General features: G+C 62.8%; 19 protein-coding genes. 12 read left to right on the forward strand and 7 right to left on the reverse strand.

Features of this window, described 5'->3' with window-relative positions:
- The first annotated feature begins 9 nt into the window (after positions 1 to 9).
- The 5 genes from nhaA (at position 10) to ONR57_RS10800 (ending at position 5953) form a co-directional block, all read left to right on the forward strand.
- The gene (gene nhaA, locus ONR57_RS10780) at positions 10 to 1428 is read left to right on the forward strand and encodes a Na+/H+ antiporter NhaA (RefSeq protein WP_265123346.1); all 1419 of its coding nucleotides are present in this window, start codon (positions 10 to 12) and stop codon (positions 1426 to 1428) included.
- 84 nt (positions 1429 to 1512) lie between these two features.
- Entirely contained in the window at positions 1513 to 3507 is a 1995-nt protein-coding gene (locus ONR57_RS10785; protein WP_265123347.1) for an SDR family oxidoreductase, read from the forward strand.
- A gap of 48 nt (positions 3508 to 3555) precedes the next feature.
- Positions 3556 to 4779 (forward strand): alpha/beta hydrolase, encoded by a 1224-nt coding sequence (locus tag ONR57_RS10790; protein ID WP_265123349.1) that lies wholly within the window; start codon positions 3556 to 3558, stop codon positions 4777 to 4779.
- Positions 4780 to 4844: 65 nt separating this feature from the next.
- Complete coding sequence (locus tag ONR57_RS10795) at positions 4845 to 5027, forward strand: PLD nuclease N-terminal domain-containing protein (protein WP_265123350.1); 183 nt, start codon at positions 4845 to 4847, stop codon at positions 5025 to 5027.
- A gap of 26 nt (positions 5028 to 5053) precedes the next feature.
- Positions 5054 to 5953 (forward strand): LysR family transcriptional regulator, encoded by a 900-nt coding sequence (locus ONR57_RS10800; protein WP_265123351.1) that lies wholly within the window; start codon positions 5054 to 5056, stop codon positions 5951 to 5953.
- A 6-nt stretch (positions 5954 to 5959) separates the two neighbouring features.
- On the opposite strand, the gene ONR57_RS10805 is transcribed toward ONR57_RS10800, so the two are convergent.
- A complete protein-coding gene (locus tag ONR57_RS10805) occupies positions 5960 to 6712 on the reverse strand; it encodes an SDR family oxidoreductase (protein ID WP_265123353.1) in 753 nt (250 codons plus the stop codon).
- A 164-nt stretch (positions 6713 to 6876) separates the two neighbouring features.
- On the opposite strand from ONR57_RS10805, the gene ONR57_RS10810 reads away from it, so the two are divergent.
- The 3 genes from ONR57_RS10810 to tnpB all read left to right on the forward strand — a co-directional run bounded on the left by ONR57_RS10810 (position 6877) and on the right by tnpB (position 11053).
- A complete protein-coding gene (locus tag ONR57_RS10810; protein WP_265123354.1) occupies positions 6877 to 7836 on the forward strand; it encodes a DUF1648 domain-containing protein in 960 nt (319 codons plus the stop codon).
- 137 nt (positions 7837 to 7973) lie between these two features.
- Positions 7974 to 8561, forward strand: coding sequence for an IS607 family transposase (locus ONR57_RS10815; RefSeq protein ID WP_265123355.1), 588 nt, complete (start codon positions 7974 to 7976; stop codon positions 8559 to 8561).
- Positions 8561 to 11053, forward strand: a complete 2493-nt coding sequence (tnpB, locus tag ONR57_RS10820; protein ID WP_265123356.1) for an IS607 family element RNA-guided endonuclease TnpB — start codon at positions 8561 to 8563, stop codon at positions 11051 to 11053. The genes ONR57_RS10815 and tnpB overlap by 1 nt, the downstream gene beginning before the upstream one ends.
- Before the next feature lie 5 nt (positions 11054 to 11058).
- Here the strand turns inward: tnpB and ONR57_RS10825 are convergent, their stop codons facing one another.
- A complete protein-coding gene (locus ONR57_RS10825; protein WP_265123357.1) occupies positions 11059 to 11295 on the reverse strand; it encodes a zinc ribbon domain-containing protein in 237 nt (78 codons plus the stop codon).
- A 134-nt stretch (positions 11296 to 11429) separates the two neighbouring features.
- On the opposite strand from ONR57_RS10825, the gene ONR57_RS10830 reads away from it, so the two are divergent.
- Positions 11430 to 13214, forward strand: coding sequence for a Na+/H+ antiporter NhaC family protein (locus tag ONR57_RS10830; protein WP_265123359.1), 1785 nt, complete (start codon positions 11430 to 11432; stop codon positions 13212 to 13214).
- 189 nt (positions 13215 to 13403) lie between these two features.
- On the opposite strand, the gene ONR57_RS10835 is transcribed toward ONR57_RS10830, so the two are convergent.
- Complete coding sequence (locus ONR57_RS10835) at positions 13404 to 13934, reverse strand: DUF664 domain-containing protein (RefSeq protein ID WP_265123360.1); 531 nt, start codon at positions 13932 to 13934, stop codon at positions 13404 to 13406.
- A gap of 143 nt (positions 13935 to 14077) precedes the next feature.
- On the opposite strand from ONR57_RS10835, the gene ONR57_RS10840 reads away from it, so the two are divergent.
- Positions 14078 to 14554 (forward strand): SRPBCC family protein, encoded by a 477-nt coding sequence (locus tag ONR57_RS10840; RefSeq protein ID WP_265123361.1) that lies wholly within the window; start codon positions 14078 to 14080, stop codon positions 14552 to 14554.
- 7 nt (positions 14555 to 14561) lie between these two features.
- Here the strand turns inward: ONR57_RS10840 and ONR57_RS10845 are convergent, their stop codons facing one another.
- From ONR57_RS10845 to glsA, 4 genes are all read right to left on the reverse strand, one after another.
- Positions 14562 to 16559, reverse strand: coding sequence for an aconitate hydratase (locus ONR57_RS10845; protein ID WP_265123362.1), 1998 nt, complete (start codon positions 16557 to 16559; stop codon positions 14562 to 14564).
- A 90-nt stretch (positions 16560 to 16649) separates the two neighbouring features.
- Positions 16650 to 17048 carry an excalibur calcium-binding domain-containing protein gene (locus tag ONR57_RS10850; protein ID WP_265123363.1) on the reverse strand — a complete coding sequence of 133 codons (399 nt, stop codon included), beginning with the start codon at positions 17046 to 17048 and terminating at the stop codon, positions 16650 to 16652.
- Positions 17049 to 17217: 169 nt separating this feature from the next.
- Entirely contained in the window at positions 17218 to 18345 is a 1128-nt protein-coding gene (locus ONR57_RS10855) for an acyltransferase family protein (protein WP_265123364.1), read from the reverse strand.
- Positions 18346 to 18468: 123 nt separating this feature from the next.
- Positions 18469 to 19713 (reverse strand): glutaminase A, encoded by a 1245-nt coding sequence (glsA, locus tag ONR57_RS10860; RefSeq protein ID WP_265123365.1) that lies wholly within the window; start codon positions 19711 to 19713, stop codon positions 18469 to 18471.
- A 97-nt stretch (positions 19714 to 19810) separates the two neighbouring features.
- Between glsA and ONR57_RS10865 the strand changes: the two genes are divergently transcribed.
- On the forward strand, positions 19811 to 20272 hold the full coding sequence (locus tag ONR57_RS10865; RefSeq protein WP_265123366.1) for a MarR family winged helix-turn-helix transcriptional regulator: 462 nt from the start codon (positions 19811 to 19813) through the stop codon (positions 20270 to 20272).
- Positions 20269 to 20667, forward strand: a complete 399-nt coding sequence (locus ONR57_RS10870) for a DUF5313 domain-containing protein (RefSeq protein WP_265123367.1) — start codon at positions 20269 to 20271, stop codon at positions 20665 to 20667. Before ONR57_RS10865 ends, ONR57_RS10870 begins: the two co-directional genes overlap by 4 nt.
- The last annotated feature ends 4 nt before the right edge of the window (positions 20668 to 20671 follow it).

Below are 20671 nucleotides of genomic sequence, written 5' to 3' on the forward strand. Positions count from 1 at the left end.
AGATCTGCCGTGTCCGTCTACGAAAAGGATCCGGGGGAATACCTGCATACCGTCGGGTTACGGGAGCGCCGAACCCTCGCAGACATCCTTCGAACCGAAACTGTCGGTGGCTTCGCACTGCTTTTCGCAGCCACTGTTGCGTTACTGCTGGCGAATAGTCCCCTCACCGACGTTTACGCCGCGATCAGGGACTTCCACTTCGGCCCTGAGTTCTTGCACCTCCACCTATCGGCCGCGGACTGGGCGAAGGATGGTCTGCTGACTATCTTCTTCTTCGTAGCGGGCGTCGAGCTGAAGCGTGAGTTCGTCGATGGCGAACTGCGCGACCCGAAGGCGGCGGCACTGCCGATCGCCGCCGCGGTGGGCGGAATGGTCGTGCCCGCCCTCATTTACGTGGGCTTCAATGCGGGCGGGCGCGGCGACCTCGGCGGCTGGGCAATCCCGATGGCTACCGATATCGCGTTCGCACTCGGAGTGCTCGCGGTGCTTGGCACCGCTCTGCCCACTGCACTGCGGGCGTTCCTGCTCACATTGGCGGTGGTCGACGACCTGCTCGCGATCATCATCATCGCGATCTTCTACACGTCGTCGCTCAACTTGTGGGCACTTGCTGGGGCGATCGCGGGGCTCGCGCTATTCCGCTACCTGCTGCGCCGCGGCATCACCGGCTGGTACATCTACGTACCGCTTGCGGCGATCATCTGGGCGCTGGCGCATACCAGCGGAATACACGCAACTATCGCCGGAGTAGCGATGGGTCTTCTGCTGCGCTGCAAGAGACTGCCGGGCGAGAGGCATTCCCAGGGCGAGCACGTCGAGCACCTCGTACGCCCGATATCGGCCGGATTGGCAGCACCATTGTTTGCGTTCTTTGCGGCCGGTGTGGCGGTCTCTGGTGAAGCGCTCCGCGACATCTCCACACGGCCGGAGACACTCGGCGTGGTGCTGGGCCTGTTCGCGGGCAAGGCGATCGGCGTCTTTCTGGGCGCCTGGCTCACCGTCAAACTGACGAAGGCAGAGCTGAGTCCGGAACTGAAGTGGCCCGACGTGTTCGCGGTCGCAGCACTTGCGGGCATTGGCTTCACCGTGTCGCTGCTCATCGGCGAGCTTTCGTTTGCCGGTAACGAACTCGCGGAGCCAGTAAAGGCGTCCGTGCTGGTAGGTACCGCCATAGCGATGCTGTTCTCCGCGATGCTGCTTCGAATGCGTTCTCGACACTACCGGCAGGTCTACACCGGAGAAACGGCCGACCTCGACCAGGACGGCATTCCCGATATCTTCGAGAAGAACGACCCCGCCTACCACCTGCACATGGCCGAGATTTACGAGCGCAAGGCGGTCGAACACCGCACTCGTGCCACGCAAATCCTCAGCACCACGAGGGTGCGCGACTCGGCTGAGCCGCCGCCCGCGGGACCCGGCCAATAGCCGAAGCCGCCCGGGACTATTGCCGAGACACGATGTCTCACCTATGTTGGTGAGACAACACGGATCGCACCAACGGAGACTGCGATGACCAACTATCTCGTCACGGGCGGCACCGGCTTCATCGGGCGCAGGCTAATCGCGCGGCTGCTCGACCGGCCGAATGCCCACGTCCACGTCCTCGTCCGCGGCCATTCCGTCGATCGCCTCACCGAGCTGCGCGCGCATTGGCCGCAGTCCGGCCACATCACCCCCGTACTGGGCGATCTCACGAACCCGGGGCTCGGGGTCGAGCATCCCGAGAAACTGCCCCGGTTCGACCACGTCTTTCACCTCGGCGCTGTGTACGACATGACCGCACCGGAGGAGAGGAACCGCGCAGCGAACGTCGATGGGACGCGGCACGCACTCGCTTTTGCCAAACTCAACAACACTCGGTGCTTCCACCACGTCTCGTCGATCGCGGTTGCGGGTGACCACCAGGGCACCTTCCGGGAAAGCGATTTCGAGGTCGGCCAATCGTTTCCCTCGTCCTACCATGCGACGAAGTTCGAATCCGAGCGACTTGTTCGCGGGCAAACTTCGGTACCCTACCGCGTGTACCGGCCAGCTGTCGTCGTGGGTGACTCGCGTACCGGCGAGATGGACAAGATTGACGGCCCGTATTACCTCTTCCCCATCTTCGCGCGGCTCGCCCGGCTGCCCGCCATCCTCCCCATCGCAGCACCACGGGTCGGTGTCACCAGCGTTGTCCCCGTCGACTATGTCGCGTCCGCAATCGATCACCTCGCCCACCTTGACGATGCCGCCGGAACCACATATCACCTAGGTGCGAGGCATCCGCAATCAACCACCGAGGTCTTCAACGCGTTCGCGAAAGCCGCTGGAGCACCACGCATTCGGCTGGGTGCGCCGGGGCCGGTGAACAACGCCGCTGCCCGTGTGCTGCGCAACACCAGCAAGCGTCTCGCACGTTCGGGCCGGCATTCCCGCAGCAGCGAACTCCTTACAACGGTCTTGACGGAAATCGGAGTGCCGCCAGAAGTCGTTCCCCATCTGTTTTCGAACGTCCGGTTCGACACCAAAGCCACGCGCGAACGGCTCAGGGGCAGGGGAGTTGTCGCACCAGATCTGTACACCTATGCACCGGCGCTCTACGCGTACTGGGCAGCGAATCTCGACCCTGACCGCGCCCGCGCCCGCCACCGCGACCGGCTTGCGGGACGAACGATCTTGATCACGGGCGCTTCTTCCGGCATCGGGCGGGCGACCGCGCTCCGTGCCGCACGCCGAGGTGCCACTGTCGTCCTGGTCGCGCGCCGGGCCGACGAACTGGAGGCACTGCGCCACACCATCGAGGCTGAGGGCGGCGCGGCCGCCGCATACCCCTGTGATCTTACTGACGGTGACGCGATCGAAGACCTCGCCAAACAGGTACTGCACGAGCACGGCGCTATCGACATGCTGGTGAACAACGCGGGCCGTTCGATCCGCCGTTCCGTCCAGTTGTCGACCGATCGTTTTCACGACTACGAGCGCACGATGGCGCTGAACTACTTTGCGGCCGTCCGGCTCACGCTGGCGCTGCTGCCCGCCATGATCGAACGGCGATTCGGGCGCATCGTCAACGTGACAACGCAAGGGCTAGAGGGACATCCACCGCGGTACTCGGCCTATCTCGCGTCGAAAGCCGCGCTGGAAGAATTCGGGCGGATCGCGGGCAGAGATCTTCTCGCGGACGGCATCAGCTTCACTTCGGTGCGGATGCCGCTGGTGGCCACCGACATGATCGCGCCCAGCGAAGCGGCGAACCGGCAGATCCCCCGGCTCGCTCCTGAACAGGCCGCAAGCCTCATTGTGCGCGCGCTGGAAAAGGGCGGCGATACCATTAGCGTCCCCGCCGGGCAGCTACTGCAGTTCGCCCAGTCGATCGCACCACGCACCAGCCTCGCAGTCAGCCACCTGGCGTCCTTTCAGGCGACACCGGAAACCGCACCCGAGGCCAGCGATAGGCTTCCGCAGCACGACCCGCTGCGGTCTGTCACAGGCGCAATGACCCGGCTTGTGTGGCGAGCGCTCTAGCGCCCGCCCACCTGGCCAGCATTCGAGAGCCGGAGGTTCGACGTTACCGTGGCATCAGTTCTGCTCCTCACCCTAGGCGCACTGTCCCTTGTGCTGGCGGTCAATTCGTACTGGCCGCGCACCACCGGCCGGGGAATCGCGGTGAGCTGGCCGCTCGCGTGGCTCGTCACCGAACTCGCGCTTCACTTTGCGAGCGTGTTCGTGATAGCCGGTGCGCTACTCGTGTGGAACGGCGCACTAGGCTCTCCCACTGGTTTGGCGGGCGCGCTCCTGCTTGTCGCCGGGACGGCGCTGATTCTCATCCCGGGCATTCGCGCAATCATCATGCCCGTCACAGTGGTTCCACCCCTGCCAGGGCGATTCGTCGAAGAGCGCCACCGTTATCCACGGTCCCATGTGCTTCTGCCATTCCTTGCCTGGTGGCGACGTGACCTCGTCCGGCACCACGGCATCACCTATCACCGCGCCGGAAAGCTGCGGCTGAAGCTCGACGTCACCATGCCAAAGAAGGAATACGCTGCGCCACGGCCCGCGATCATCAACGTCCACGGCGGCGGCTGGACCACAGGGTCACGCAAAGAGCAAGGGATGCCGCTGCTCGGGCACCTCGCTGCGAACGGGTGGGTCGGCGTCAACATCGACTACCGCCTCAGCCCGCGAGCCACCTGGCCCGACCACATCGTCGATGTGAAACGCGCGATCGCCTATATCCGGGACCACGCAGCCGACTTTGGCATCGACCCAGAATTCATCGCCATCACTGGCGGTTCCGCTGGCGGGCACCTCAGCGCCCTCGCCGCCCTCACTGCGAACGATCCCGCTCTGCAGCCAGGATTCGAAGACGCCGATACGTCCATCGCGGCCTGCGTTCCCTTCTACGGCGTCTACGACTTCATCGACGACGAACGCGTGCTGTCCCGCGGCGTCCGCTGGCTCGTGCAGCGGATCGTTTTCAAGAAGCGGCGGTCAGCGGATCCAGAGCCATTCCGGGCAGCGTCGCCAGTCCACCGGATCACAACCGGTGCCCCACCGTTTTTCGTTGTGCACGGCGTGAACGACTCCCTCATCACCGTGGACGAAGCCCGCCGGTTCGTCCGTAAACTCAGCACTACCTCCACACAGCCGGTGTACTACGCGGAACTGCCCGGCGGACAGCATGCTTTCGACATGATTCCGTCGGTGCGCACGATCCGGATCCTCGACTCAGTGCATCTGTTCCTCGACAACCTGTGGCGCATTCACGTGGAGAACAGGGACCACCGCGCGGCATAGTTTGCCTGGCCCACGTCTCCGTGGTGTGATCACGTGGTTCACGCGAGGGAGGAAAAGGAGGGCGCGTGCCGTATTTGGTGCTGATCGTGACCGCTGTGTGGATCATTTGCCTGATAGACGTGATCACCACCGACGACTATCGGGTACGCAACATGCCGAAACCGGCCTGGATTCTCCTCGTGGCGATCCTGCCACTCGCAGGCGGTGTCGCCTGGCTGCTTGCGGGACGACCGACACGCGACCGGTGAAAGCCGCCCTGCACTACGATGAGCCTATGACGCTGGACCTGCGCCGTGTCGCGGCATTTGTTGCAATTGCCAAGGAGCTCAACGTAACTCGGGCCGCTGAGCGTCTGCACGTTACTCAGCAGGCGCTCAGCGCATCACTCAATGAACTCGAACGTCACCTCGGCGTCCGCCTCATCGATCGCACGCCGAGGCAGCTTCGGCTGACACCTGCTGGCGCGGTGCTCCTTGCGGAGGCGGTGCCACTCCTGGCGTCGGCCGCGGCCGTCGAGCGCAAAGTCGCGACGGCTGGCAGCGATGCGAGCGGCAGACTCGTCCTCGCCCATTCCCCGGCGATCGCCGCCGAAGAGATTTACCGGCTGCTCGCGGATTTCCGCACAGCCCAACCAGACGCGACGGTTGTCCTGGAGAAGTTCTATCCGCGCGAACTCAGCAGCATCCTCACGAGCGGCCGCGCCAACATCGCACTTGTGCGGGTAGCTCCCCGCCTGGGTGGCGATACCGCTGCGTTCGCTACGACGCCTGTCAGTTTTGATCGCCTTCGTGTGGCTGTGAACGCCGAACATCCTCTTGCATCAAAGAGTTACATAGCCCTGCCCGATCTGGCCCAGTACGAGATCGTCGTGTGGGCAAGCCCTGGCACCTCCGGATACACGTCGTTTCTGACGTCGCTGTGCCGGTCATCCGGGTTCGAACCGAACGTCGCTGTGTCGCCGAACCAGGGCCTGCCACCGGTGACGTCCGTAGCGGGCAATAAGCGCGTCGCTTTCGTCACAGATCCCGCCGGGATGGCCCTCGATGGTGCGGTCCGCGTCATCACTCTCGAGCCACCGGTGTACGCGCCCCTCGAGGCGGTGTGGCTGCGCGCGGGCCTTTCTCAGTGGGCCCAGCGATTTCTTGACACCGTACGCACCGCCCGCCACGAATAGCCTGGCCTATCGCGTGGTGTAACCACCGTTGGCGAAAATAGTCTGGCCGGTGATCCACCACCCGTCCGTTGCGAGGAAACGGATTATCGGCACGATGTCTTCGATGTGGGTGAGTTGGTTGCCCATAGCCTGTGACTTGTGGAAAGCCACACGTTCGGGGGTCTCCTGACCGTAGAAGAACGGTGTGTCCATAGGCCCAGGGGCCACATTCACCACAGAGATGCCCTGCGGTGCAAACTCTTTTGCGGCTGCTCGGCAGAAGTGCTCGACCGGGGCCTTCCCGCCGGCGTACGTCGAGTAGCCATCGGTGAATGCCGCCAACAGCGACGTCAAGACTGTGATGATCTTGCCACCCTCGCTGAGCCTCGAACCAGCTTCCTTAATAAAGAAGAACGCCGACTTCGAATTGACATCGAACATCGAGTCGTATTCGGCCTCAGTCGTTTCCGCGATCGGTTTACGCAGAACGCGGCCGACCGTGTTCACCGCGATGTCCACACCGCCGAAGGTTTCGATCGCCTCGTCGAAAAGCTTCGTGACATTCGCTGGCCGAGTCAGATCGCCCGCCACGAGCAGTGACTTCGCCCCTGCCGCCTCTACCTGCGCCGCCGTCTCAGCGGCGGCGTCGGCGGTTTCAGCGTTGTGATGATGGATGACAACGGCTCGCGCACCATCGTTCGCGAAGGTCGTGCTCACCAGTCGCCCCAGGTTTTTCGCGCCACCTGCAACGAGAACAACTTTTCCTTCCGCTGTAGTCACAGCATCCCCTCTCTCCTTGCTTCCAGGATCAGCTCAACCGTACGAGCGGTGCGGTAACCTGCGGAAACAGAAAGTTTTTGTTGCGGTACAAGCGGCCTCAGCAGTGCCAGACGCTAGATTCTTCTCAGAACAACGACGGCTTGTGGCACTACGGAGGCCCTTACATGAAATCACCGCGTATCGACCCGGTCGGGCTAGCCGGTGGTGTGGTGCTGCCGCTGCTCGCGAGCGGACTGATACTCGCCTTAGCGGCAGTGTGGGAGCCGCGCCTCCCAGACCCGATCGCGCAGCATTGGGGTGTGGGCGGCGCACCCAACCAGTTCGGTGACTTGTGGCCGAACACGTGGAGGATGGCGGTGCTGGTTGTCGCGGTCGGTGGCGGCTGTGGCTTCGTCGCGATGCTGTCACGATCGCTGCTTATGCTGCGGCAGATCTTGCTCGTCATCGGACTGACCATGACTGGTGCCCTCGCTGCACTGTGGATCAGCGCCCTCGCCGCGCAGCTGGACCTCACCGATGCCGCCGATACGCGGCTGGCCGAGTGGCCGCCGGCACTGTTCGGCGTCCTGGGGTTCGTGACGGGCTTTGTCCTCGCGCGGCGGCTCACAGATGGCCGGTTGCGCACCGCCGCCACCGAACGTCCGCCCGCGAATCTGCCCCGGCGAGCGGTGGTACCTCTTTCGGAAACGGTGACCTCCCCGATGTGGCTGCAGATCGTGCTCGTTGTCCCGCTCGCCGCGCTGGCGGTGCTACTGACGGTTGCGAGCCGGACGGCATGGCCGCTGCTGCTCATCGGGTCTGTGGGGCTCTTGGTGTTCACCATGCTGCGCGCGCGGATCGACGTTGACGGCACCGGACTGCGCGCAACAGTCACCGGCATGACCGCGTTCGCCCTCACGATCACTGAGATTGCCAAAGCGGAGGTGACGACGGTGTCGCCCGGCAAACAGTACGGCGGATACGGGCTACGCATGCGCGGAAAGGGGCATTACGGCCTCATTCTTCGCCGCGGCCCCGCGGTTGCCGTGACAACCGCCGCGGGCCAGGTATTCACGCTCACGACGCCACGCGCGGAGGAAATCGCCGGGGTGCTGAACACGGCCGCGGATCAATCACGTCCTTGAGCTAAGTCGCGAGCGCGTACCGCAACGCAGGTGACGACGAAAGGGGTTGCTAACTGTTACGGATCGAGTGGTCGATAGTGGTCTTTAACGCGCTTGAGCGATCAAATTTGTCAGTGGTGTGCGGTACAACCGAACACATGAACTTAGCGACGTGGGCACAGCGCAACAGTGTTGCGCGTGTGACCGCGTACCGCTGGTTTCACTCCGGCTCGCTCCCCGTCCCGGCCCGCAAGGTCCGCGGCCTGATCCTGGTCGACGATCCCACCACCAATACGCAATCGCATGGCCGGACAGCGGTGTATGCGCGGGTATCGTCAGCGGATCAAAAGGCCGGCCTCGATCGTCAGGTCGCACGAATCATCGCCGGGGCTGCGAGTGGGCAGATCGGTGTCGACAAGGTCGTCATTGAGGTCGGATCAGCGCTGAACGGGCACCGCCGAAAGTTCCTCGCCTTGCTGCGCGACCCGACTGTCACGCGGATCGTGGTCGAACACCGCGACCGGTTCTGCCGGTTCGGATCGGAGTACGTCCAAGCCGCGCTCGCAGCGAACGGCCGCGAGCTGGTCGTGGTCGATTCGTCCGAGGTTGACGACGACCTTGTGCGGGATATGACCGAAATTCTGACGTCGATGTGCGCTCGCCTGTACGGCAAACGCGCTGCCGCTCACCGCGCCAAGCGTGCGGTCGCGGCGACTGCTGACGACACTTCCCGACGGGTGGCGTGATGGCGGAGAAGTTCGAGGTTCCCGAAGGGTGGGTGTTGCAGGCGTATCAGTACGCGCTCGACCCAACCGATGCGCAGGCCGCTGCGTTGGAGTCACACGCCGGTGGGGCCAGGTTCGCGTACAACACGATGCTGCGAGCAGTGAAAGCGAACCTGTCCCAACGTGAGGCGGAGAAGTCGTACGGGATCACCGACGCTGATCTGACCCCGAGCATGGTGTGGTCGTTCCAGTCGCTGCGCAACGACTTCAACCGCCGCAAACACCGGGTAGCGGTCCGCGAGGACGGCACCCCGTGGTGGGCAGAGAACTCGAAGGAGGCATACGCCAACGCGTGCAAGAACCTCGCGGAAGCGCTGAAGAACTGGGACGAGTCCCGCAAAGGCACCCGTAAAGGCCCGAGGGCTGGGTTCCCGTCCTTCAAGTCGAAGCGTTCGACCAGGGCTTTCGCGTTCACCACCGGCACGATCCGCGTCGAACCGGACCGGCATCACGTAACACTGCCGAGGCTCGGGACGCTGCGGGTGCACGAGTCGACCCGTAAACTCGCCCGCCGCCTCGAACACCGCACAGCCCGGATCTTGAAAGCTACGGTGCGGTTCGAACGTGGGCGGTGGCTGGTGAGTTTCGCCTGCGTGGTTGAGCGTGCCGCCAGCCGTCCGGCTCACGTCAAACGCCTGGCACCGGTGGTCGGGGTCGATGTTGGTGTGAAAGACCTGATCGTCGTGGCCACACCAGACGGGCGGGAGGTTCTACGTGTGCAGGCTCCGAAAGAGTTCACACACGCGTCCCGGAAACTGCGGGCGTTGCAACGAAAAGCAGCGCGCCAACAAGGCCTGTGGGACGCGGTAACCGAAACCAGGCGGGAGCCGTCGAACGCCTGGCGACGCACACAGCAGGCGATCGCGGACCAGCATGTGCGGGTGGTGAACCTGCGCCGGGACCGCCTCCACAAACTGACCACGCTGCTGGCGCAGTCGTTCGACGTGATCGGCACCGAGACGCTCGCGGTGAAGAACATGATGGCCGCCGGTGGTGCCCGCAAGAAAGGCTTAAATCGTTCGATCGCTGACGCGGGTCTGGGTGCGTTCTCCCGCCAGCTCGACTACAAAACCACCTGGTACAGCTCGGCACTAGTCAAGGCGGACCGGTGGTATCCCAGCTCGAAGACGTGTTCTGGTTGCGGTTCAGTGAAAGCCAAACTGAGCTTGTCAGACCGTTTGTACGTCTGCGACAACGAGCACTGCGGGTTGAACATCACCGGTATCGACCGTGATCTTAACGCCGCGATCAACCTCGCGCGGTATGCGCGGGCGGAGCAGAGTGCCTGCTTCGACAATGGTGGAGCCGACCGTAAGCCGACCGCTTCGGCGGCGCTGGTGGCTGTGAAACCTGAATCCAGCGATGGAAGCGCCTCACCCAAAAGCGACGAGATGCTGAATACAGAGGCGGTGCACGATCTCGCGCAATGCCTCAGCAAGGCTGGATCGGCGGCGGATTCGGTACTGCGCGCGGCGAGTTCACTTGCGGGCGTATCGTTTAGCGCACGCGTTGCGCTCGTGCGTGATGCACTAGTCTCGGATCTCCCTGCCAGATTCCCAGAGTTCCGCGCGGTCATCGAAGGTGCACTGGCGGAGCCCGAATTTACTGGCTGGATGATCATGCCGGTGACCGAAGCGGTCGCGGTCGCCGGCGAGGATGAGTTCGAGTCCGCGCTTGACCTGCTCGCCGCCCTCACTCCCAGGCTCACAGCCGAAACGGCGGTTCGCCGGTTCCTCAATGCCGACCTAGAGCGCGCCCTCGCAGTCATGCGCGGGTGGACGCAGCATCCCGATGAGCATGTGCGGCGTCTCGCGAGCGAGGGCACCCGGCCAAGGCTGCCGTGGGCGCCGCGAATCCCCGCCCTCGTCGCAGATCCCCGGCCCGCTCTCGGGATACTCGATGCGCTCTACCGTGACAGCTCCGAGTACGTCCGGCGGTCTGTGGCGAATCACCTCAACGATGTCAGCAAAGACAACCCTGACGTGGCGGTGCAGGTGGCCAAGCGCTGGTTTGCCCAGCCTGAGGCCACCACTCGGACCGTCGTGCGGCACGCGTTGCGCACTCTCGTCAAAGCCGGTAACGGCGATGCGCTCGAACTGCTCGGATACTCGCCGCACACACCTCTGACAGTCAGCAATCTCTCCGTGAGCACTCCCGCTGTCACATTCGGTGGCGCCCTCGATTTCGCCTTCAGCATCACGAACGACAGCACCGGGCCCGCGTCAATCGCGGTTGACTACGTCATCCATCACGTAAAAAACAACGGAGCACGCACCCCCAAAGTGTTCAAGCTCGCGACACGCACGCTAGCACCAGCGGAAACATGGCACGTCAGCCGCACTCATTCGATCCGCCCCATTTCGACCCGCCGGTACTACCCAGGCGTGCACCTCATCGAAATCCAAGTCAACGGGGTGTCACGGGGCTCGCGCGCGTTCATCCTCCGTATGTGAGCGGGCTACCCCCCGCAGCACCCACCGCCGCAGCAGCCACCACCCGGGGATGGTGCCGCTGCAACTGGAGCCGAGCTTTGGCCGGCGCGTGTCGTTGCGAACGTCGACAACAGTTTGACGGTGTCGTCGTGACCGGCCGGGCAAGCTGCGTCGTCGGAGGCGTCCGCCATCGGCCGGTTCACTTCAAACGTCGTGCCGCATTCGCGGCACCGAAAGTCGTAGCGTGGCACGGCTACAAGCATATGTGTTTCTATCGCGGTCTTGAAATACAGCTAGAAGTCCGAATACTCCCCTCGTTCAGCAGCCACTGACTTCAGTGCCCGCAATTTGGCGGACCTCAGCGCATGACGAATGCGCGTCAGACATCATGAGTGTCATGACTCAGCTCCCGGACTCGGCGGTCCCACCGTCGCACCCGGAACCGCAGCCACCAGCAGCGGAACCGAAGCGCCGTCGCGGCACCACAATCCTGGTCTCCGCGGTGGTTGCGATCCTCGCTGGGATCCTGCTCAGCCAAACCGTGACGACGGTGGCAACACCTGACGGAGGCGCAGCCGCAGAGGCAGGCCGCTGGTGGTCGCTGCTTCCGCCCCTTTTGGCTATTGGGCTAGCACTGGTGACGCGACAGATACTGCCCGCACTCTTCGTTGGAATCTGGCTTGGCGCCTGGCTTGTCCAGGGGCTGACCGCGCCGGCGATTGCGACCTCGCTACTGGACTCGGCGGGTGTGTACGTCGTCGACGCGATCGCTGAACCCGACCATGTCATGATCATTACGTTCACGCTGATGATCGGCGGACTGGTCGGCATCCTCCGCAAGAATGGCGGCACGGATGGCATCGTGCGAATTGTGACGAGGTGGGCGTCCACACCGCGTCGCGGACAGGTCGCAACGAGCACACTCGGCGTCGCAGTGTTCTTCGACGATTACGCGAACACCCTGGTCGTCGGTAACACGATGCGCCCGATTACAGACCGTCTGCGTGTCTCCCGCGAGAAGCTCGCGTACCTCGTGGACTCCACTGCGGCACCGATAGCGACGCTCGCCTTGCTCTCCACGTGGATTGGTTTCCAGGTCGTGCTGATCGACGATGCGATCGCAGACACTGACCTCACCGTCAACGGCTTCGCGGTGTTCGTCGAGTCGCTCAAGTACGCGTTCTATCCACTGCTTGCTATTGGGCTCGTCTTCGCGGTTTCACTTACTGGACGCGACTTCGGGCCGATGCTGCATGCGGAACGCCGCGCTCGTACGACGGGCGAGGTTTCCCGGAAGGACGCTGCGGTAGGCCTTCGCCCAGTGGAAGACGAGCTGACACCGCCCGATGCGGCGCCGCGCCGCTTGCTCAATGCCGTGGTGCCGATTGTCGTGCTGGTTGCGGTGACCATCGGCGGACTGTTCGCGACCGGCGAGGGCAATTCACCGATCGAGATTGTCGGCGATGCCGACCCATTCTCGTCGCTGCTGTGGGGAGCACTGCTGGCGATCATCGTCGCGGCGGTGATGAGCGTGGGCCAGGGAATTCTGACACTCGACGAGGTGATCATGGCGTGGTTCGCGGGCGTAAAATCCGTGCTCTACGTGATCATCATCCTCACTCTCGCCTGGGCTCTTTCGCAGCTGACCAGCGAGTTGGGGACCGCCGAGTTCGTCGCGGGCGCGCTGGGCGACACCATGCCGCTGTTCCTCCTGCCCGCGGTCCTCTTCGTGATCGCGGCGGCGATTTCCTTCTCGACCGGCACGAGCTGGGGCACGATGGGCATTCTCACACCGCTGGCAGTTCCGGTGGCGTGGGCAGTGCTTGACGCTCAGGGCCTGGCCGCGGCCGAGGGACACCCGATTCTCTTCGCGTCAGTCTCGACGATCCTCGCAGGTGCGGTGTGGGGCGACCATTGCTCGCCGATCTCTGACACGACGGTGATTTCCTCGCTAGCGTCCCAATGTGACGTGATTGACCATGTGCGGACGCAGCTGCCGTACGCACTGTTCGCCGGCGGAGTGGCGCTCGTTTCTGGCCTGCTCCCCGTCGGCCTCGGGCTGCCGTGGTGGGCAGCCTTGCTCCTCAGCGCGATTGTTGTGGTAGCTGGGCTGATCGTCGTGGGACGGCGCTCAGACGTGGCGCGGCCGGAACCGTCAGCGGCCACCGAATATTCGCGATAGGAGGGTGCCCCGCTCGGACGCTTCTTTGGGATGCCCGCTGCATCGCTGCGCGGCGGGCACGTTCCGCATCACGTCGTCGACATGCATGCCGCACCCTGACCACGTCGTTTTGCCGCAGCTGCGGCACTCAACTGGATAGCACATAGCCAACTCCCTTCGCGATAATACCCCCTGGGGTATATGCGGAGTCTACGCGACTCCGGCGCGCTGCGCCATCCCCTTCACATACGCCGCCTGCCCGAGGTGCTGCAGGCAGTCACCCTCAACGCTCACGAGCCGCACTGCAACGGTCACGGGCGGATCCCACGAACGGTCGACAACTCGTTCGAGTTCACCGGCCGTGAGCGTGTCCAGGTACGCAATCGTTGCCGCGTGCACTGCTGCGTGATAGTCAGCAAGCATCCGCGCACCAGCCCTCACCTTGCCGACGTCGGTGCTGGTCTGCCCATAGCCGATGTCGCCAGGATCGAAAGGCAGGTCAAATTTCTCTGCCCACCCCTCGCTGACGTATCGCTGTGGCGCGTCCGCTAGTCCCGCGATGTGATCATCCTGGACACGCGAGAGGTGCCACAGCAGCCAGGAAATCGAGTTAGCCTGCGCATCTGGCCGGTAGGTGGCCACCGCGTCACTGAGATCACTGGTCACATCCTCAACCAATTCCCGAATGCGGCCGAAAGCATCTGTCAGGAGAGTGCGCACCGCTGCTGCGTCTGACGTCATCGGATTCTCCACCTTTCTACAGATATCTAGTGAAATGCCAATACTGGCGAATAATTCGGTGAGGAAGGCTGCACGACCATCGTCGCACTACATTTGGACGCAAGCAGCCACTTGCCGCATCGCCAGCCGGACAAGGAGACACCATGAGCGCCGACACGTTCACCGTGACCCGGACAACCACCGTCAGCGCGCCACCCAACGCGGTTTACGCACTGCTCGCCGATTTCAGAGAATGGCCCAAATGGTCGCCCTGGGAGGAACTCGACCCTAATATGCAGCGCGAATACGCTGGCGCTGATTCCGGTGAGGGCGCGGAATACGCGTGGTCCGGCAACAAGAAGGCGGGAAAAGGACACATGCGAATCGTCGAAGCGACCGAGCCTGCAACTGTTCGCATCCTCCTGACGTTTGAGAAGCCCTTCAAGGCGGAGAACACGACAAACTTTACGATCAGCGAGCACCCCAGCGGCAGCCATGTCGACTGGACCATGACTGGAAACAAAACCATCTTTACTAAGGTCATGGCACTTTTCGGGGGCATGGACAAGATGATCGGCAAGGACTTCGAAAAGGGTCTCGCCAAGCTCAAAGCGACGGCCGAGCAGGAACACCTCGGCTAACCCACGTTCAGTCCACTTTCTCCGCTGTGCCCGCTTCTTCCGCGAGCGCAGGAATCAGGCCACCCGCGAGAATCCCATCCACTTGCCGCTTCGACAATCGGTGCCGCACAGAGATCTCCACCTCTTCGCCGCTCGCTTTTTCGACCCGAACCGAGAGTTCCCGCCCGTCCTTCAATGCGCCGCGTAAATCGTCGATGACAACGACATCATCCGCCTCGATCCGCGAATAATCGTCCGCGTCCGCGAATTCCAGCGGCACGATCCCGAAGTTCGCAAGATTCTGCCAGTGAATGCGCGCAAACGACTGTGCGATTACCGCGCGCAAACCGAGATGCCGCGGTGTGATTGCCGCGTGCTCGCGAGACGAGCCCTGTCCATAGTTGTCGCCACCGACAATGACATGCCCCTCCTCGCCAGCGGTTTCCGCAGCCCGCTGTGGATAGGACTCGTCCACCTGAGTAAACGTGAACTCAGCCAGTTTGGGGATGTTCGAACGAAACGGCAGTGCTCGCGCACCTGCAGGCGAGATCTCGTCCGTTGAGATGTTGTCGCCCACTTTAAGGAGCACCGGCGCGCGTAACCGCTCGGGAAGCGCCGGGAAATCTGGGAGCGCGCTGATGTTCTTTCCTCGTACGGGTGTTACCTTCAGCGCCTCTTCGAGTTCGAGCGGCGCCACGAGCATCTCGGTGTTCACTGCGGCCCGTTCGGGCAAATCGAGCTTCGGGTAGTCCATCTCGGCTTCCCGCGCCCAGTCACGTGGATCGGTGATCTTGCCGCTCAGCGCAGAAGCCGCGGCAGTTTCCGGCGAGCAAAGCCACACCGAATCTTCTTTGGTTCCGGAGCGCCCCGGAAAATTGCGCGGAAACGTACGCAGCGAGTTGCGTCCGACAGCCGGTGCCTGGCCCATTCCAATGCAGCCCATACACCCTGACTGGTGAATACGGGCACCAGCGATGATCAGTTCGGCGGTCGCCCCCATTCGCGTCAGATCAGTGAGAATCTCTCGCGACGACGGGTTGATGTCGAAACTGACCGCTGCGTCGATCTGGCGGCCCGCCACCATCGCCGCGGCGATCGCGAAGTCACGCAAACCGGGATTGGCCGAGGAACCGATGACAACCTGGCTTACCGGTTCACCTGCGACTTCCCGTACGGAAACGACATTGCCGGGCGACGAAGGCTTCGCGATGAGCGGCTCTATCGTCGTCAGGTCGATGTGCTCGTGCACGTCATACGTCGCGCCCTCGTCGGGCAGCAACTCCACATAGTCGGACTCCCGGTCTTCCATCCGAAGAAACTCACGAACGGCCTCATCCGCCGGGAAAACAGTCGTTGTGGCACCAAGTTCCGCGCCCATGTTGGCGATGACGTGCCGGTCCATCGCGCTGAGGCTGGCCAAGCCCGGGCCGTAATACTCAATGATGCGATTGAGGCCGCCTTTGACGCTGTGCCGGCGCAGCATCTCGAGGATCACATCTTTCGCCGAGCACCAGGGCGGCAGTTCTCCGGTTAGTTCGACGCCCCAAATTTCGGGCATACGCAGATACAGCGGCTCACCCGCGATAGCGAGCGCCACTTCGAGGCCGCCCACGCCGATGGCCAACATGCCCAGCGACCCGGCCGCGGGTGTATGCGAATCGGACCCGACGAGGGTTTTACCCGGCACGCCAAAGCGCTGCATGTGCGTTGGGTGTGAGACGCCATTGCCCGCCTTCGAGAACCACAAACCAAAACGCTGCGCGGACGTGCGCAGAAATTCGTGGTCTTCAGCGTTTTTCTCGTCCGCCTGGATGAGGTTGTGGTCGACGTATTGAACGCTCACCTCGGTTCGCGCACGCTCCAGGCTAAGCGCCTCGAGTTCCTGCATCACGAGCGTGCCGGTAGCGTCCTGCGTGAGCGTCTGATCGATGTGCAGCGCTATTTCCGCGCCCGGCTCCATCTCGCCCGATACGAGGTGATCCGCGATCAATTTGTGAGCCACATTGCGTGGACCATTAGCCGACATGGGTGCCTCCTCCGGCGGCACGCAGCCACCGCGCTCATTCTGGCCACTGTTTGCCGCTGCGTACCCGCCGGGCGGAGATCTAATCCAGTTTTAGTAGTTCGGCCGCACTTCGCACGCGATGCCGTCGTTGTCACGGTCTAGGTGCGGCGCGTATCCCGGTTCACCGCGCCGAATCGGTGCAACGCCTGCATCCCACGCCTCCTTGCAGTTCTGGAACTGGACATTCCGCGGCGGCGCAGGCGAGTTCTGCGGTGCGGGCGGGGCTGGCGCAAACCAGGCAGTCCACTCTTCAGGGATCACGAAGGCTGGCGGCTGCGCAGGTGGCGGGGGCAAGAGCGGGATCACCGCATCAGCCGATCCACTCGGAATCATCGCGGCAATTTCGGCGGGCAGGTAATCAAACGCGGTGTAGGCGTTCGCGACTGCCGGTGCAGCAGTGAGCGAGAACGCTGCAGCGAGCAGAACCGCAGTCACTCGGCGCGGATACATGGAACCTCCAAAAGGCTGGCACCCGAATGGGCACCCACGGTGGGAAGAAGCCCACTGAGCCTAGACCTCTCACCCTGGAGATCCGACCCTTTTGTCACTGGCGGTAGCGAATCCGCCTACACCAGATTGTGGAGAATATGGGCGCTCTCACCGCCCTGATCCTTCACGATTAGGCGCGCGCCGGCTTCTTCGCTGACTGCACTCCGCGCACGCGGGGATGCAACTCGAAAAGGAAGTCCATACGTGCAGCGGTGAGCACCCTGTGCGCACTGAGCGCGAGGAGGACGACCGCGACTGTCACCGCTATCGGCAGAACAGCTCCTACGCCCGGCAGTGCTGTGAATGCGGGTACCTGCAGGAGGACATACACGACAATTGCGATCAGTATGTCCATCATGACGTACACGGGCAGGGTGCGGGTCCCGACGCTTTGGAATGCCCTGCCCGCGAACGTGCCAGCCAGCCACGCCGCGACAAGCACTCCAAGCCCAAGCCCCACCGTGGTCACCAACAGGCGCAGCTCACGCATTTCGAACACTGAGAACTTCACGATTGGCAAGTACACAGCGAGGTAAGCGCCGACTGCAGCGAGCACCCGCCAGCCGTTGCTGAGGCGGCTGAACGCGATGACGAGTTCCTTCACATGCAGAGCCAGCAGGAAGTACACGAAGTACATTGCCATGTTGCGCCAGCCGAACCCGAGATCGGCGAAGAATCCGTACCGGCCATACGCAGCCACCGACAGAGCGACAGCCAGGCCAAACTGTACGGAGACAGGCAGCCGGGAGATCAGCTTCGCGACGATCGCAAAAACCGCCAGGCCGTAAATGAACCACAGAGCACTGCTCGGCAGGTAGGTGCCCCGGATAACTGCCTCGAATTTCGCATACCCGCCGTGGCGGACCTCTGCGGGCAATACATTGTGGACCGCAAAGAAGACCAGCAGCCACACCATGTACAGGTAGAACAAGTGGGCGACGCGGCTTCGCAGCATGCGCTGCCACGTCATGGCGATCATGCCTTGCGCAAATAGTCCCGACGCGGCGAAGAAGAGTGGCATGCGAATGGGCTGCAGAAACGCGTTGATATCGCGCCAGAATTCGGGCGTCAGGTCTTTGCGGACGAGCATTCCGACGGCGTGCAGGAGCACCACCAGCGTGATGGTGAGGCCTTTAGCGAGATCGACCCAGTCCACACGCGCACTGGCGACCTTGGTAACGGGGGCAGGAGTTGCATCGGCTGATGCGCGCACCGACGGTGCAGGCAGCGAAACCTGCTGCGGCATTGACGCTTGCATCCGACACTCCTTTAACCGGCAATTGCTATAAGAATTCCCTTAGAAAGTTATGTTCCGGTAAAGGGTTTTTGAAGAAGTTTGCAAGCTACGTCACACTGCGGCGCTCGTCACCTCCGTAACGCATCACAAAGCGTCGTAGGCATCGTCGAGAGAGCGAACAATCGTTGGAGCCGCCGCCCCAGCCGGAACGTGCTCACGAAATACCTCGTCGGGGTCCACCACCGCGACAGGAACATCGTCGTCTTCACGCAGACGGCGAACGACGTCACCGAGGAGGCGCTGAGACACGTCACTGAACCCGGTGACACTGAGCAGATCGAAGACAACCGGCAGTTCCGCTTGGTCACGGTTTTCGACCTCGCGCGCTAAGGCCTCCACACCTGCGAATTGCACCGCACCCTGCAATTCGTAGTAGTGAGCGCCGTCCCTTATTTCGGCCCGGCGGAACAACGATTGACCAAAGGGTGGGGTTTCCATCAGGTGCAGCCCCATATCCCGGGAGAGGTGCTCGAACAATTCGACGCCGCGAACGCTATTCCCCCTGCTATCGACACGAGGCGAGAAAACCGCGATACCGACCTGCCCGGGCAAAACACCCATAATCCCCCCTGAGATGCCACTTTTCGCGGGGATTCCGACTGAGGTCATCCAGTCACCCGCAGCGTCATACATCCCGCACGTAGCCATGACGCTGAGCACGTGGCGCACGGACGAGGGCTCGAGCAGGTGAGCACCGGTCACGGGATGAATCCCCCGATTCGCGAATACCGAAGCCATGATCGAGACGTCACGGGTGGTTACCGCAAGCGCGCATTGCCGTGTGTAACCGCGAACCACGTCTTCCGGGTCGTCGTCGATCATGTCGACAGTGCGCAGCATGTGTCCGATCGCGAGATTGCGATGGGGAGGTTCCGCGGCTGCTTCTTCGAATTCAAGATCGTGGTCCGCGAGCTCACTGAAGTGCCCACGGATCCGTTCAGCCCGCTCATCACATCCATCACCGTCAACAAGGCAGTGGGCCGCTATCGCACCGGCGTTGATCATTGCGTTAAAGGGTCGGCCCGTTGACGATTCGAGCGAGATCTCGTTGAACGCGTCACCAGAGGGTTCAACCCCAATTTTCTCGTGGACGGCGTCGGTACCCACGTCATGCATCGCGAGCGCATAGGTGAACGGTTTGGACATCGATTCGATGGGAAAGCGCTCGTCGGCGTCACCTGCCGAGTAGGTGACGCCGTCCACGCTGGTGATGGCGATGGCCAGACAGTCCGCATCGGCATCGGGTAGTTCGCTATTCAGTTCACCGCTTGTGTCGGAGCGGTATGTGTCGAGAATTTCGTCCAGGTAATCGGGCACTGGTGACTTCATACGTCGGGGCTACCCGACCGCGGGGAGTTCACACGACACCAGTTACTTGTCGCACAATTAGATCGTGCACAATCTAATTGTGCGCTATTCTCTAGCGATGAACGCTCCTGCTTCGCCGGATCCACTCGCCCTCGAACGGCAGGTGTGCTTCGCCCTTGCGGTCGCGAACCGTGGCATTCTCGGGCTGTACCGGCCACTTCTCGAGCCAATGGGGCTCACACATCCGCAATACCTCGTCATGCTCGCCCTTTGGGAACGATCTCCCCGATCGGTCAAAAGCATCGGGCAAGCGCTCCAGCTCGATTCGACTACGCTCTCACCGCTGCTCAAACGCCTCGAATCCGCGGCACTGATTACCCGCCAGCGCAGCACCGAAGATGAGCGGCAACTTGAAGTGAACCTGACGCAGAAGGGCCGGGAGTTACGCGCTGATGCGGAAAAAATTCCCCCGACAATACTGGCTCGCCTCGGCGTTCCCGAGTCGGAACTCGAGGAACTGCACGCAGCACTTACCAGGGTTAATACTGCAGCACTACAAGCAGGAGCGTTGACGCAATGACGCGAGCACAGATGCCGAGTTACCGGCCCGGGCCCCTTCAATGGATCGGCTACAGCTTCGGCCGCACCTTGCCGCCATCGATGCGTGAGTGGGTCCGCAACGACCTCACCGGCGACCGTGCCGTTCCCCGGCACCTCATTCGCAGCATGGTGCCGTTCGTGCCACTCTTCGCGGCGGGCTTCCTGCTCCCCGGGCCAATCGCGCTTCGTGGTGCCGTGGTGCTGCTCGGCGTGCTGCTCGCGCTGTTCTACTCAGCCGCGTACATGGAACCTAATCGCAAACGCCGCCTTGAGCGCCACGGCTTACCCACGGACCTTCAGAACCCGCGCCAGCAGGCCAGATTCTCGGCCGAGAAGGCCCGCTACGAGCGTATTTACCGCCGAGGCGAGCCGTAGGCCA

This window comes from Hoyosella sp. YIM 151337, assembly GCF_026041215.1.
Classification (GTDB): Bacteria; Actinomycetota; Actinomycetes; order Mycobacteriales; family Mycobacteriaceae; genus Hoyosella.

Bases quoted from the DNA above. Each gene is read 5' to 3' on its own strand.
- ONR57_RS10785 (WP_265123347.1), top strand. From the start codon at position 1,513: ATGACCAACTATCTCGTCACGGGCGGCACCGGCTTCATCGGGCGCAGG.
- ONR57_RS10800 (WP_265123351.1), top strand. From the start codon at position 5,054: ATGACGCTGGACCTGCGCCGTGTCGCGGCATTTGTTGCAATTGCCAAG.
- ONR57_RS10810 (WP_265123354.1), top strand. From the start codon at position 6,877: ATGAAATCACCGCGTATCGACCCGGTCGGGCTAGCCGGTGGTGTGGTG.
- ONR57_RS10815 (WP_265123355.1), top strand. From the start codon at position 7,974: ATGAACTTAGCGACGTGGGCACAGCGCAACAGTGTTGCGCGTGTGACC.
- tnpB (WP_265123356.1), top strand. From the start codon at position 8,561: ATGGCGGAGAAGTTCGAGGTTCCCGAAGGGTGGGTGTTGCAGGCGTAT.
- ONR57_RS10825 (WP_265123357.1), bottom strand. From the start codon at position 11,295: ATGCTTGTAGCCGTGCCACGCTACGACTTTCGGTGCCGCGAATGCGGC.
- ONR57_RS10830 (WP_265123359.1), top strand. From the start codon at position 11,430: ATGACTCAGCTCCCGGACTCGGCGGTCCCACCGTCGCACCCGGAACCG.
- ONR57_RS10835 (WP_265123360.1), bottom strand. From the start codon at position 13,934: ATGACGTCAGACGCAGCAGCGGTGCGCACTCTCCTGACAGATGCTTTC.
- ONR57_RS10840 (WP_265123361.1), top strand. From the start codon at position 14,078: ATGAGCGCCGACACGTTCACCGTGACCCGGACAACCACCGTCAGCGCG.
- ONR57_RS10845 (WP_265123362.1), bottom strand. From the start codon at position 16,559: ATGTCGGCTAATGGTCCACGCAATGTGGCTCACAAATTGATCGCGGAT.
- ONR57_RS10850 (WP_265123363.1), bottom strand. From the start codon at position 17,048: ATGTATCCGCGCCGAGTGACTGCGGTTCTGCTCGCTGCAGCGTTCTCG.
- ONR57_RS10855 (WP_265123364.1), bottom strand. From the start codon at position 18,345: ATGCAAGCGTCAATGCCGCAGCAGGTTTCGCTGCCTGCACCGTCGGTG.
- glsA (WP_265123365.1), bottom strand. From the start codon at position 19,713: ATGAAGTCACCAGTGCCCGATTACCTGGACGAAATTCTCGACACATAC.
- ONR57_RS10865 (WP_265123366.1), top strand. From the start codon at position 19,811: ATGAACGCTCCTGCTTCGCCGGATCCACTCGCCCTCGAACGGCAGGTG.
- ONR57_RS10870 (WP_265123367.1), top strand. From the start codon at position 20,269: ATGACGCGAGCACAGATGCCGAGTTACCGGCCCGGGCCCCTTCAATGG.